Origin of the sequence: Kitasatospora sp. NPDC092286 (assembly GCF_044755565.1) — a bacterium.
GTDB lineage: Bacteria > Actinomycetota > Actinomycetes > Streptomycetales > Streptomycetaceae > Kitasatospora.
On record NZ_JBIVRD010000038.1, the window covers coordinates 37,264 to 49,712 of the forward strand.

Genomic DNA, 12,449 nt, shown 5'->3' on the forward strand with positions numbered 1-12,449 from the left:
GGCTCCTGATACCTGGTCGGGCCAGGGAACTGCTGGCGGGATCCTTCCCGATCCGTACCGTCCGGCTCTTGCCCGGATCGCCGCCGCGGCAGGCCGGTTCGGCGAGCTGGTGCTGCCGGGAATCGGCCGGGAAGGCGGCCGGGGATGGCAGGACGCGGCCGTGGCGAGCCTGCTCCACATGCATCACAACCGGCTGTACGGCATCGACCCGGCCGGGGAACTCGCCGGCCTGGCCCTGCTGGGGCAGGCCGCCCGGGCCCACCGCGGCCGGCTGGCCCACCAGGCCCAGGGCCAGGACCGGCGGCCCGCACACGTCCCGGAAAGGAACCGCACGTGACCACCACCACGGCACCGCCCACGTACCGCGAGCAGGCCCTGGCCCTGGCCGAGGAGCTGGCCGGCCAGCTGCGGGACCCGGCGTCGCTGCCCCAGGCCGATCACGGAACCGGGCCGGACGAGCGGTGGAAGGTCTCGTCGCTGGCCAGCGGCCACGCGGGCATCGCCCTGCTGTTCAGCGAACGGAGCCTGCGCGATCCGGCGGAGCGGCTGACCGCGCACCGGTACGCGTCGCTGGCGGCGGCCAGTCTGGAAACCCAGCCGGCACCGCACCACGGTCTGCTCTACGAGGTCGCGGGCCTCAGCTTCGCCCTCCATCTGGCCAGCCAGGCCGGCGGCGGCTACGGCCGGGCCCTGGCCGCGCTCGACGCCAGGGCCGGTGCGGCCGCCTCCGCGCTGTCCCGGCTGGTGGACACCGTGCCGCTCGGCCCGATGGCCCGCTACGACGTCCTCGACGGCCTGGCCGGTCTGGGCCGCTACCTGCTGCTGCGCGGCCTCGGCGGATCCGCCGACATGGAGCAGCTGCTCACCTCCCTGGTCGGCATGACCGGCCCGGCCGACCACCACGGGCAGCGGGTGCCGCGCTACTGGTCCGTCACCCCGCCCAACTGGCATCCGGCCACCGACCCGGCACTGGTCGACCACGGCCACCTCAACCTCGGCCTCGCCCACGGCATCGCCGGCCCGCTCGCCCTGCTCGCCATCGCCCACCGGCACGGCGCCGTCGTCGACGGCCAGCGCGAGGCCGTCGAGTCGCTGGTGGCGCTCCTCGACCGGTTCCAGGACACCGACGAGTACGGGCCGTTCTGGCCGCCGACGGTCTCCCTGTCCGCCTTCGGCAACGCCGAGCCGGGCCGCGCCCGGGGCCGGACCGCCTGGTGCTACGGCGCGCCCGGCATCTCGCGGGCACTGCAGATCGCCGGCCAGGCCATGGGCCGCGCGGACTGGCTGGAGCAGGCCCACGCCTCGATCGCGCCCCTCACCCGCCTGCCGCTGGAGTCGTTCGGGACGGAACACTGGTCGCTGTGCCACGGCTGGTCCGGAGTGCTGCACCTGCTCGGGTACTTCACCGACGGCCCGCACGCGGCACCGGTGCGCGGGCTGCGCGACACCATCGCCGGACGGATCATCGAGGAGTTCGAGGCCGACGGCCCCCCGCGCCTGCAGCTCGGCTACGACGGCCTGGCCGACGGCAGCCACCCGGCGGGCTTCCTCGAAGGAACGGCCGGCCTGGCCCTCGCCCTCAACCACTACGCCCGCCCGGAGGAGTCACTGCCCTGGGACATCGCCCTGCTGCTGAACTGACCGACCACATGGGGAACCACATGCGCACCCACCCCGGCGCCGGACGACCGGCCCCCGCGCCCGGCGACCACGACGCCCCGCACGACGGCGAGACCATCCGGATCGGCGAAGCCCGGCTGACGGTCCCGCAGTTCCTGCGCGCGGTGGCGGCCCAGCTGGACCACGCCGACACCGCCGCGGACCCCGAGCTGCGGCCCGTCGCCGAGTGCTTCCTCGGCGCCGGGCTGACAGCGCTGCGCGCCGCGGCCGAACCGCGGACCTGGCTCGAATACCGGCTCGTCCCCGGGCCGGACGGCGCGACGCCCGCGCTGTACGAGGGCCTGCTGCACACCGTGCGCGAACTGCTCGCGGCCCGGTGGATCGACGACTTCTTCTTCGTCCACAAGACACCCGGACTGCGCGTCCGTTTCGACACCTGCGCGGCGTACCGCGCGCAGACCCAGGACAGACTCGCCCGGGCGTGGGAGGACTGGCGGGCGGCCGGCCTGCTCACCGAGGTCCGGCCCGCCGTCTACGAGCCGGAGCAGCACCTGTTCGGCGGGCCGCGGTCGATGCGCGGCGTGCACCGGGTCTTCACGGCCGACTCCCTTCTGTGGCTGAGCCACCTGTCGCTGCCGACGCCGCCCGCCCCCGGCTGGGCCCTGTCCCTGGCGGCGACCCGGGTCCTGCTGGAGCGGCTGGGCGTCGCCGACTTCGAGGACCGGGACGTCTGGGACCGGCTGCGCCGACAGCTCGGCCGCAGATTCGAGGCGGAGCCGCCGGCCGACTGGCCCGCCCTGTCGGCCCGGCTGAACCTGCTCTGGCACTCGCCGCAGCAGCTGGCCGCACTGCGCGCCCCGGTGATCGAGCCGGCGTTCGACGCGTTCCAGGAGTCCGTCGCGCGGGCGTGCGACACCTGGCACGAGGAGTACTTCGGCAGTCCCGGCGCATGGGTCGGCCCGCGGGAGGCCGCCGCCCTCCTGACCGTCTTCCACTGGAACCGCGCCCGCATGCCGAAGAACTGGCAGGTGGGCATCACCGAGGCGCTTGCCCAGGGCCCGTCAGAGGAGAGCCAGCCGTGACCACCCGGCCACACGAAACGCCCACGACCGGCGACGCGTTCGGCGCGCTGGTCCGCGACTGCTGGGAGCACGGCGGCGTCCAGGAAGTCCTGGAGCGGGACGACGGCCGGCTCTACCGCTCCCCCGCCTCGATGTACTTCAGCACCGCCGACGCCTGGCCGGACGTCGACCGGGAACTGCTGCGCCGCGTCCGCGGCCCGGTCCTCGACATCGGGTGCGGAGCGGGGCGCACGCTGGCCGAACTCCGGGCCCGCGGCCACGAGGCCCTGGGCGTCGACCCGTCACCGGGCGCGGTCCGGCTCTGCCTCGACCGCGGGCTTCCCGCGGTGCGCGGCACGGCGGCCGACCTCGGCCCCGTCGACGGCCGGTTCGACACCATCGTGATGACGGGCAACGGGCTGGGGTTCCTGGAGAGCAGGGAGCAGGCCCCCCGGGTTCTCTCGGAACTCGCCAGGGTGGCCACGGCGGGGGCCTCGCTGCTGGGCACCACCTTCGACCCGGCCCGCCTGACCACGCCCGCGGAGAACCGCTACCGCGAACACAATGCCGCGCGCGGCCGGCTGCCCGGGCAGTGGCGGATCAGGGTCCACCACGCCGGCCTGGCGACGGAATGGTTCGATTACGCCTTCCTCTCCCCCGCCGAGCTGGAGGAACTCGTCACCGGCTCCCCGTGGCGCGTTCATGAGATCCACCACGGCGACTTCCACTATCTGGCGCACCTCGTCCTGCGGTGAACCGCGGGCTCGGCGCCCTCGCCCGCAAGGGTCCCGGTCTCAACTGGTGGAGCCGTGGAGGAGATCAGGCCGCGCGGCGAGGGAGCGGGCGCGGCGGGGTGGGGTGGGGTGGGACGGCGGGGGCTGTGGGCCAAAGGTCAGCGCACGGTCACGGTGAACACGGGAGAGACGGTGTCACCGCTGACGATGCGCAGCTCGTTCAGGCCCTTGAGTCCGAGCTTCACGCCGAGCGAGTAGGAGCCGTCGCGGGCCGTGGGCGCGGAGGCCGGCAGAGTGACCCACGTGCCGTGCTGCTTCTGCTGCAGGGTCACCTTGCTTCCCGCCGTGAGGCCGGTGGTCGTGCCGGTGACACGGAACAGTTGCCATGCCTGGACGGACGAGACCGACGGCCTGGCGGTGATGCCGGCGTGCGCGGCGGCTCGCTGCGTGGCGGACGCGGGGTGGGCGACCGGGGTGGCTGCCATGGCGGTGCCCGCCAGCCCGAGGGAGAGCACGCTGAGGGTGGTCACGGCGGCCAGGCGCAGGGAGTTCCGCTTGGAGACGATCACAGGTACACCTCTTTCGAAGGGGAGGTGGTTGTTTACCCGAAGGCACGGTCGGTCGGTGCGATCCGGGCTCTGTCATCCGTAGGGACGCTCCGCTCCACGCACAGGTTGCGAGCGGACCGTCACTTCCTTGTAACAGCCTGCGATGCTTCGAGGTCCCCAGCACCCAGCGCGTTTCGGTGCGGGGTGCCTGTTTCCGCCGGCGTGGAGGGCGTGGCGTTCTGTTTCAGAAGTCAGCTGGGTTCGTTGCGGGTGGTGCCGCGGGCGCTGTGGGCGCGTGAGCGGCAGCGCGGGGAGCAGTGAAGGCGGCGCCGGCACCCTGCGCGGGGATTTTCGGGGCCCTGAACCCAGTCTTCGCATGGACCGCCCCCCGGCAGTCGCCGCGGCCGTCCTCTTTCTCGCATGCGACGAGAGCGGCTTCTGTGCCGGCATGGACCTGAGCGTCGACGGCGGCCTGGCTCAGATCCGAGGCCGGAATCCGTCGGCCCGGGGAATCCCGGGTTCGATCGGCCGCTGGACTCGCCGAACGTCCTCTGGCCGGCCCGCCTGCAGGTTCACCGGGGCTTGGGGACTTACCTTCGAGGCGTTCCGCTGCCCGCCGTCGGGGTGAAACAACGAGACCCCGCCAGGGAATTCGTTTCACTGCACGGAATGCGCTGTCCGCTCACATAAATTAACCCACCGGGTTGCACCCTTTCCAGTATCCCCAATCCCCCGGCGGGTGTAACGGGGTCGTCCATCCGCTTGAGGAGACCGTTTCCGGACCGGTCTTGGACCACACCCGCCCGTGCCGCTGGGGACGCGCAGAAGGAACGATGGTCATGAATGCGAACTCCTCTCCGCCGGTCCGGCGCTCGCGTACGGCGTGCCTGGCCGCCGTCGTCGTCGCCGGAGCACTGGGACTGCTCAGCGCGTGCGGCGGATCGTCACAGCCCGGACCCGCCGGCACGCTGAGTCCCGGGCCCGGCCAGACCCTGCCGGGATTTCCCGGTGCCTCCGGAACGGGCGGCACGGTCAGCGCACCGGCAGCCACGCCCTCGGTCTCACCCACCAGCAGCCAGCCGTCCGTTCCAGCGGCCGCCAACGCGGTGACGATCAAGAACTTTGCGTTCTCCCCGGCCACGCTGACGGTCAAGGCGGGCACGACGGTGACCTGGACCAACACCGACTCCGACGCTCACACCGTCACCAGTAAGCAGGGGTCGGGCGGGCCGCTGCAGTCGGCGGCCCTGGCCACCAACGACACCTACAGCTACACGTTCACCGCACCCGGCACCTACGCCTACTACTGCACCATCCACCCGTTCATGACCGCCACCGTGGAGGTGACGCCATGACCGGGCAGACACCCGACTCCGGCGGTGACGGCGAGCACGGCATGACCCGCCGGCAGCTCATCCGGCACTCCGCCTGGTTCGGTGGGGTCGTGGTCCTGACAGTCACCGCAGGAGAGGTGATCAGTCATATCCCCGGTTCGGCGAGCGTGGCCCCGGCAAGCAGCGCAGACCTGCGTTTCGTGCAGGTCTCCGACAGCCACATCGGCTTCCAGGGCCCGGCCAACACGGACGTCACCGGGACGTTCGCCGCAGCGATCAACCAGGTCAACTCCCTCGGGTTCCGGCCCGACTTCGTCATGCACAGCGGCGACCTGACGCACCTTTCCACCCCCGCCCAGTTCGACCAGGTCAAGCAGATGCTGTCGCAGCTGGACACGGACCGGGTCTTCACCGTGCCGGGCGAACACGACTCGATCGGAGACAACGGACCACTCGCCTACCGACAGACCTTCGGCAAGAACACCCTCGGCGACGGCTGGTACAGCTTCGACACCCACGGTGTGCACTTCATCGCGCTGGTCAACACCCTGCACCTGGAACAGCTCGGCCACTTGGGCAACGACCAGATCGACTTCGTGCGCAAGGACATCGCCGGCCTGTCGTCGGACACCCCCATCGTCGTCTTCAGTCACATCCCGTTGTTCGCGATGTATCCGACGTGGGGCTGGGGCACCGACGACGCGGTGCAGGTGCTGTCGATGCTGCGCCGCTTCTCCTCGGTCACGTGCCTCAACGGGCACGTCCACCAGCTGTTCAGCAAGACCGAGGGAAACATCACCTTCCACTCGGCCCGCCCCACCTGCTACCCGTTCCCCAAACCCGGCCAGGGCCCCGCACCGCTCCCGCAGGTGCTGCCCGCCGGACGCCTCAAGGACGCGCTCGGCATCCGCACCGTCAACTACTGGCAGGGCAACCACGCGCTGGCCGTCAAGGACGAGAAACTCGTATGAACACCCGGAGCCTGCCAGCCCTCGCACTGCGCCTGCTGCTCGCCGCCACGCTCGCGGCAAGCGGATACATCCACGCCCAGCTCTACATCGACGGATACCGCTTCGTCCACATCATCGGCTCGCTGTTCCTGCTGCAGGCCAGCACCGCCTTCGCGGTGGCCGCACTCCTGCTGCTGGCGGCACCCCTGCTCCTTCGAATCGCCGCCGCCGCGATCGCCGTCGGCTCGCTCGCCGGGTTCACCGCATCCCGCACCATCGGATTGTTCGGGTTCTCCGAGCAGGGCCTGCGACCCGCCCCGCAGGCCCTGCTCAGCCTCATCGCCGAGACGCTCACCCTGCTGATCGTCGTGGCCTGGCAGGCATCCGGGGTCGCGGCGGCAAAATCGACAGCGGGGGCGGCCGGGCACGCGGAGGGCCCCGCTCACCCCGCCGGCCACCGACGGCTCCACGACATCCTGTGGCTTCTCCTGCCCGTGGCGGTGATGGTCGGCCTCTACTGGTACGGCCGGGTACACACCCCCGACTACGAGACCAGCCTCTTCGGGAACCGCGGCGACGACGCGAGACTGCTGAAAGCCCAACTGGGATCCGCGCTCCTGGGCCTGGCGCTGATTCAGCTCCTTCTCGCCCTGTGGATCTACGGCCGCCTGCCCGCACTGCGAACCGCACCGCACAAGGTCCGCACCACGCACCGCCTCGTCGGCCTGACCGCCTTCCTCCTCTCCCTGCCCATCGCCCGGCACTGCATCACCGCCTACGGCGTCCAACTGACCGATCCCCGCGTGGCGCTGCATTCGCTCACCGGCTGCTTCCTCTACGGGGCCTTCGTCGCCAAGGTCATCGTGGTCCGGCACCGCCGCTGGCCCGGCTGGGCACTCCCCCTGGCCGGCGGTACCCTCGTCACCGCGATCGCCCTGATCTGGTACGCCGCCCCCTTCTGGTACCTGAACGACTTCCAGGCACCCGGCCTGTGAGCAGAACGTGAGGCGTCCCTCCCGACGGCCGGCAGCGGGTTCCCGGGCGGCGGGGCCCAGTTCGCCCCGCGCCGGATTCGCCACCGCCGGCACCCCGCCCGAGGAGGCCGAGCCGGCGGCAGCCGCCGAACCCACGGATCGAGGTCACAAGTGCGTCACAGGCACTTTCCCTCACGGTGACCTGCCGAAATGCTTCGCCCGTGACGTTTCCCATCTCCCGTCAGCTGGCCAGGCGGCTGCTCGCCGTACTGCTCACCCCCTTCGTCCTCCTCGCGCTTCGGGCGGGTGATCCCGGCGCCCTGGCCGGGCTCCCGCTCGGCGTCGGGCTCGGCCTGCTGCTCCCCGACGTGTGGTGCCTGCTGTTCGCCCGGGCGGCCGGCGCGCGACTGATGGTCGTCCGCTACGGCCGCGGCTGCCTGCTGGCCTCCACCGCCGTGGCAGGTGTTCCCGTCGAGATCGGCCTGGTACCCGCCGCCGAGCTGACGATCTCCCTCAACCTCGTGTCCGCCCCGCGGCTGCGCCTGCGGCTGTGGCTGCACTCGGCCGTGCTGCTCGCCGTCCAGCTCGGTCTCGGGGCACTGCTCACGGCGCGCCCGGAGGGCTTCGCCCGGGGGCTGGGGATCGCCCTGCTGGTGACCACCGTCATCAGCAACCTGCGCTACCAGGCCGGTCCGCTGGCCCCGCTGTGGGCCGCGCTCGGCATCACGCTGCGGCGCGACCTGCTCGAACCGCAGCTGCGCCACCCCGACCTGCTGCGGGCCGAACGGCAACTGCTCCGGGGCCGGATCGGCGCGGCCCGCCGACTGCTCGACCTGGTACCCGAATCGCCCCTGCCGAGCGCCACCGAGGTGGGCGTCCTGCTCGCAGAAGGCCGCTACGAGCAGGCCTCCGCCGGTGCCCGGGAACTGCTGCACGCCCACCAGGCACCCTGCCACCCGATCGGCTACCAGCTGCTGGCCGCGGCCGCCGTGGCCGCCGGGGAGGCCGGCGAACTGCCCCCGGAGGAGGTCCGGCACCGAGTCGCCCTGGCGCTCATCGGCCTCGGTGGCGACGGCTCCGAGCCCGACCCGCGCATCATGCACCGGTACGCGCAGACCGCCGCCGACGCCGAACTGCTCGACGGCCGCCCCGAGCAGGCCGCCCGGCTGGCCAAGCGCTGGAGCAGCACCGCCGGTTCGCCCTTCTGGCGCGCCGACGCCTGCTGCACCCTGGCCGCCGCGCTCACCGCCCTCGGCCGCTACGAGCAGGCCCGCACCGCTCTCGCCCGGGCCCGCGCCCAGTGCCCCGAACTGGCCCGCACCGCCCGTCTGGAGACGCGCCTGAAAGCGGCGGAGCGGGCCGCGGTTCCCGCCCGCTGAACGAGCGGGGCCCGGCAGGAATGAACTCATCAGCGATCCTTCAGGGCCGGGCTGGGCGACACCTCGTCCTCGTCCAGCAGGCGGTCCACCGGCCCCCGGTGAGGGCCAGGCAGCGCAGGTCGGGACACTTGAAGACGGCCACGCCCTCGCGGGGTGCCGGCCAAACCCGCTCGATCGACCTGCCGCCCTTGTGCGATCTCGATCGGTGCGTCGTGGTGCCGGGCCTCATCTCCGGAGCCGTCGTCACATTCGTCCCCGGCTGCCACGCCGCGCTCCACCGGCAGTCCCGGCGGTAGCCGCCGCTGACCCCGGGCGGCGCTTCGGTCACAGGTTCGCGAGCAGATTGTGGAGGGGAGCGGGCACCCGGTCGGGGTCGAGGGCCTCGGCCAGGAGGCGGCCGTAGCGGATCTTGCGGCCCTTCTTCGTGCCGAGGAAGCGCCGCATCTGCCGCTGCGGGGGCCGGCCCTGGTGGGCGGGCTGGCGCACGAAGGTCTGCCAGGCCTGGAGGTCGCCCTCGGCCTGGACGATCTCCTCAACCCGTGCCACGCCCAGCGCGCGGATGAGTTCGTCCTCCAGGTCCGCCGCACACACGAAGAACCCCTGGCGCGGCGCGCGGGCCTTCTCAAGACCGCGGTCGTAGAAGCGCTGCTCGCCCTCGTCACACAGTCCGGCGAGGCGCAGACCCAGCCCCGGCGGCCCGAGGAGGCCGGCGTAGCGGCCGACGCTCATCGCTCCGCCCATGGGTATGACGCACACCCCTTCGGCGGGCAGGTCCCGGCCGTAGCGCGCGGCCAGCGTCTCGACGGCCGCGAGGTCGCTCGGCCCTTCCAGCAGCACCGCGGTCCGCACGCGCAGTCGTGCGGCCAGCTCACTCGCCGGCCCGCCGGGGCTGCCCGCCGCCCAGCTGGTGACCGCATCCCGGAACGCTCGCATGTCCGCCATGGGGCGATTTTGCTCCTGTTCGGGCAGGCGCGGCACGGATTTTTCGTCGGCCGCGCTCCGGGGCTTCGCGTGAGGGGGGAGAGCGGCTCCGGCCGTTTTTTCGGGAAGCCTCGTCAGTCGGGCCTGTCGGAGGCAGTGGGGCCGCGGGGATCCGCACGCCCCGCGCTCCCCCGGTCGGCGGACGGCGACGCCGAACGGCCACGCCCGCGGCAGGTCTGCCGCGGGCGTGGTCCGCACGGGGAGGGGCGTCCGGTCAGAACTGGGTACTGACCGTGACCCCGCTGAAGTCGGTGTTCGCGTAGAGGCTGATGTAGCGGTAGCCGGCCGTCGGGTTGGTGACGGTGATGCTCTGCGTGGTGCCCGGGTTGGTGGACGAGGTGGTGAAGGCGCTCGGCGAGGCCCAGGTGTCCGCGTTGTAGTACAGGTACGCGGTGCCGGTGCCCCCGGAGGTGTCGATCTTCAGGGTGCTGGTGCCGGCCGGCAGGTAGACGTACAGGTAGTCGAGGTGGCCGGCGGTGGCGGAGAGGCCGGAGCGGGAGCAGTTCCGGCCGAGCGCGTCGGTACGCGGGTCGGCGCAGGTCGGCAGGGTGGTGCCGCCGCTGCCGGTGGTGACGGTGACCGGGGCCGGGGTGCTGGCGGTCCTGCCGGTGTCGTCGGTGACGGTCAGGGCAACGGTGTAGGTGCCGGCGCTCGCGTAGGTGTGGGTCGGGTTCTGCTGGTCGGACGAGCCGCCGTCGCCGAAGGTCCAGTGCCAGGCGGTGATCCGGCCGGGGCCGGTCTGGACGGATTTGCCGGTCAGTGTGACGGTGGCGCCGTTGACGGCCTGGTCGAACAGCGCGGTCGGGCCGGCCGCGTAGCAGGCGCCGCCGGCGCAGCTGTCGAGCCAGGCGTCGAAGTCGGCGTCGTAGCCGGTGCCGACGTTGTTGTAGACCGCGTAGCCGCCCTGGTAGTCACCGGTGCGGAAGTGCCCGAGCATGGCGGTGATGTCGGCCGGGTGCTTCTCGAACATGTACCGGACGGCGAGGTAGCCCCACGGGTAGGTGCGCACCGAGTCCGAGTTGCGGTACGTGTTCTGGAAGATGGTGCTGAGCGTGTAGGTGTGCTTGGCCGCCTCCGACATCGCCTGGGTGTCGGTGGTGCCGCGGTAGGCGTAGGACTCGTACTCGGCGACGCCCTCGATCCACCAGATGTCCGGAACGGAGACCTCGGTGGAGAAGTCGCCCTTCATGTCGTAGATGTTGTCCAGGTAGTGCGTGTACTCGTGGTTGAGGTTCCACACGTTGGCGGTGAAGCCGTCGTTCCACGACTTCTGGTACATCACGCACACGGCCTGGTCGTTGGGGTCGGTCGGGTCCATGACGGTCTGGCCGCCGTTGTCGGTGGAGTTCCTGAAGATCGCCCAGGAGTAGGTCAGGTAGTCGGCCTGGTTGGCGAAGACCGCGAGGGTGAGGGTCTTGTCGTACTGGCCGGGGATGGGGCCGTTGTCCTTCACCATGGCGTGGAAGAAGGTGTCCTCGCCGCGCAGGCTCGCGCAGACGGCGGCCAGGTCGGCGGGCGACAGCGCCTCGGTCTGGATGGTGCGGTTGTCGCAGACCAGCTGGTTCGGCAGCACCGCCGCGGTCAGCTTCGCCGGCAGGTCGCAGATGCCGTAGTACGAGCACTGGCCGGGGTCGAACGTGTTGGCCTGGTACGCGGTGTGGACGTACAGCGGGCCGGTCACCCCGGTGATCCGGACGGCGTCGAGCACCGCCTTGACCTGGTCCTTGAGCGCGGCCTCGACCGCGGGGCCGTCACCGGCCATCCGGCCGAGGTCGTTGCCCGCGTTGACGTCGAGGTAGGAGTTCGCGGTGCCGAGCAGGTCCTTGTGGTTGAGCGCGAACGTGCCCAGCGCGGTGCCGATGGCCGGGTCCGCGCTGACCGCTTTGACGAAGTCGGGGTTCCAGTTGCCCCGCCACAGCGGCGCGGACAGTACGGCGTTGACCGACTTGAGCATCTTCGGGAACGCGTTGTAGGAGTTGTCGTAGCTGTTCAGCACCTGCTTGTAGACGCCCAGGTAACTGCCCTGCAGGTTGGCGCTGTCGGTGAGGACCAGCACCTCGTTGAGGACGGTGCCGTTGTTGTCGGTGACATCGGTCCAGTGCCGGCTCGCGAAGAAGGCGTCGAGTCCGGCCCTGGAGGCACTGGTGAGGGCGGTGTCGTACGGGCCGACCGCGTCCGCGTTGTAGGACTGGACGTACCAGCCGGCCCGCATGAAGAGCACGAGCTGCAGGATGCCGGTCGAGTTGTCGCCGGTGTAGCCGGCCGCCAGGTTCTGGAAGGCGTTGGCGACGGTGAGCATCTTCGCTTCCTTGAAGATGCCGCCCGCGTCGGTGCCGGTGACGTTGAACAGCGTGCTGACGCAGTCCGGGGTCGAGCCCTCGACGAAGGAGACCAGGTCGGCCCCGCTGCGGCCGCCGAAGTCGGCCGGGGTGCAGCTCTGCGCGCCGGCGGCGGCCGGACCGGTGGCGGAGCGGCCGGCGGAGCCCGGCCTGGCCGGGGGCGTCTTCCGGTCGGCCGGTCGCGGTGCGGTCTGCACGGTGGTGCCGGCGGGCTGGCCCATCACGACCTGGCCGAGCAGCGCCGGCGGCAGCGGCTTGGCGGCGGGGGCGAGGTCCTCGGAGGGGTCGGCCGCGCGGAAGGCCCCCAGCGGCCCCGGGGCGGCGGAGCCCGCGTCGGCCGCCGGCCGGGCACTGGCCGACGGGTGGGAGGCCGGTCCGGAGGCGGCGAGCGCCGGGACCGGCAACAGGGTGGCGGTGGCGGCACAGCCGGCGACGACGCCGGCCATGAGTGTGGGGAGGGGTATCCGAAGGCGCACTGCTGGGCCCTTCTCCTGTGGGGGAGGTCTCTGGACGACTGCCGAGGCATGGG

At 72.0% G+C, this 12,449-nt stretch carries 11 protein-coding genes; 8 read left to right on the forward strand and 3 right to left on the reverse strand.

The window, feature by feature from the left end:
• Positions 1–160: 160 nt before the first annotated feature.
• From ACIQIB_RS30640 to ACIQIB_RS30655, 4 genes are read left to right on the forward strand one after another with little or no spacing between them, the layout of a single operon-like run.
• Positions 161–337, forward strand: coding sequence for a hypothetical protein (locus tag ACIQIB_RS30640; protein WP_400761984.1), 177 nt, complete (start codon positions 161–163; stop codon positions 335–337).
• Complete coding sequence (locus ACIQIB_RS30645) at positions 334–1,641, forward strand: lanthionine synthetase C family protein (protein ID WP_400761986.1); 1,308 nt, start codon at positions 334–336, stop codon at positions 1,639–1,641. Before ACIQIB_RS30640 ends, ACIQIB_RS30645 begins: the two co-directional genes overlap by 4 nt.
• 20 nt (positions 1,642–1,661) lie before the next feature.
• Positions 1,662–2,702: a thiopeptide-type bacteriocin biosynthesis protein gene (locus ACIQIB_RS30650; RefSeq protein ID WP_400762047.1), complete on the forward strand. Its 1,041-nt coding sequence runs from the start codon at positions 1,662–1,664 to the stop codon at positions 2,700–2,702.
• Positions 2,699–3,436, forward strand: a complete 738-nt coding sequence (locus ACIQIB_RS30655; protein WP_400761988.1) for a class I SAM-dependent methyltransferase — start codon at positions 2,699–2,701, stop codon at positions 3,434–3,436. Before ACIQIB_RS30650 ends, ACIQIB_RS30655 begins: the two co-directional genes overlap by 4 nt.
• Before the next feature lie 137 nt (positions 3,437–3,573).
• On the opposite strand, the gene ACIQIB_RS30660 is transcribed toward ACIQIB_RS30655, so the two are convergent.
• Complete coding sequence (locus ACIQIB_RS30660; protein WP_400761990.1) at positions 3,574–3,984, reverse strand: hypothetical protein; 411 nt, start codon at positions 3,982–3,984, stop codon at positions 3,574–3,576.
• A gap of 818 nt (positions 3,985–4,802) precedes the next feature.
• Here ACIQIB_RS30660 and ACIQIB_RS30665 point away from each other — a divergent pair.
• The 4 genes from ACIQIB_RS30665 (at position 4,803) to ACIQIB_RS30680 (ending at position 8,600) form a co-directional block, all read left to right on the forward strand.
• Positions 4,803–5,318 carry a cupredoxin family copper-binding protein gene (locus tag ACIQIB_RS30665; RefSeq protein ID WP_400761992.1) on the forward strand — a complete coding sequence of 172 codons (516 nt, stop codon included), beginning with the start codon at positions 4,803–4,805 and terminating at the stop codon, positions 5,316–5,318.
• Entirely contained in the window at positions 5,315–6,268 is a 954-nt protein-coding gene (locus ACIQIB_RS30670) for a metallophosphoesterase (protein WP_363609712.1), read from the forward strand. The genes ACIQIB_RS30665 and ACIQIB_RS30670 overlap by 4 nt, the downstream gene beginning before the upstream one ends.
• Positions 6,265–7,242, forward strand: coding sequence for a DUF6529 family protein (locus ACIQIB_RS30675; protein WP_363609710.1), 978 nt, complete (start codon positions 6,265–6,267; stop codon positions 7,240–7,242). The genes ACIQIB_RS30670 and ACIQIB_RS30675 overlap by 4 nt, the downstream gene beginning before the upstream one ends.
• 200 nt (positions 7,243–7,442) lie before the next feature.
• On the forward strand, positions 7,443–8,600 hold the full coding sequence (locus tag ACIQIB_RS30680) for a hypothetical protein (protein ID WP_400761994.1): 1,158 nt from the start codon (positions 7,443–7,445) through the stop codon (positions 8,598–8,600).
• 324 nt (positions 8,601–8,924) lie between these two features.
• Here the strand turns inward: ACIQIB_RS30680 and ACIQIB_RS30685 are convergent, their stop codons facing one another.
• Positions 8,925–9,542: a TOPRIM nucleotidyl transferase/hydrolase domain-containing protein gene (locus tag ACIQIB_RS30685; protein WP_363609706.1), complete on the reverse strand. Its 618-nt coding sequence runs from the start codon at positions 9,540–9,542 to the stop codon at positions 8,925–8,927.
• A 253-nt stretch (positions 9,543–9,795) separates the two neighbouring features.
• Positions 9,796–12,366, reverse strand: a complete 2,571-nt coding sequence (locus ACIQIB_RS30690; protein ID WP_400761996.1) for a collagenase — start codon at positions 12,364–12,366, stop codon at positions 9,796–9,798.
• Positions 12,367–12,449: the final 83 nt, after the last annotated feature.

What these genes read in the sequence shown, in the direction of transcription:
- ACIQIB_RS30690 (WP_400761996.1), bottom strand. Translation starts at nt 12,366, where the DNA reads ATGGCCGGCGTCGTCGCCGGCTGTGCCGCCACCGCCACCCTGTTGCCG.
- ACIQIB_RS30685 (WP_363609706.1), bottom strand. Translation starts at nt 9,542, where the DNA reads ATGGCGGACATGCGAGCGTTCCGGGATGCGGTCACCAGCTGGGCGGCG.
- ACIQIB_RS30665 (WP_400761992.1), top strand. Translation starts at nt 4,803, where the DNA reads ATGAATGCGAACTCCTCTCCGCCGGTCCGGCGCTCGCGTACGGCGTGC.
- ACIQIB_RS30650 (WP_400762047.1), top strand. Translation starts at nt 1,662, where the DNA reads ATGCGCACCCACCCCGGCGCCGGACGACCGGCCCCCGCGCCCGGCGAC.
- ACIQIB_RS30675 (WP_363609710.1), top strand. Translation starts at nt 6,265, where the DNA reads ATGAACACCCGGAGCCTGCCAGCCCTCGCACTGCGCCTGCTGCTCGCC.
- ACIQIB_RS30670 (WP_363609712.1), top strand. Translation starts at nt 5,315, where the DNA reads ATGACCGGGCAGACACCCGACTCCGGCGGTGACGGCGAGCACGGCATG.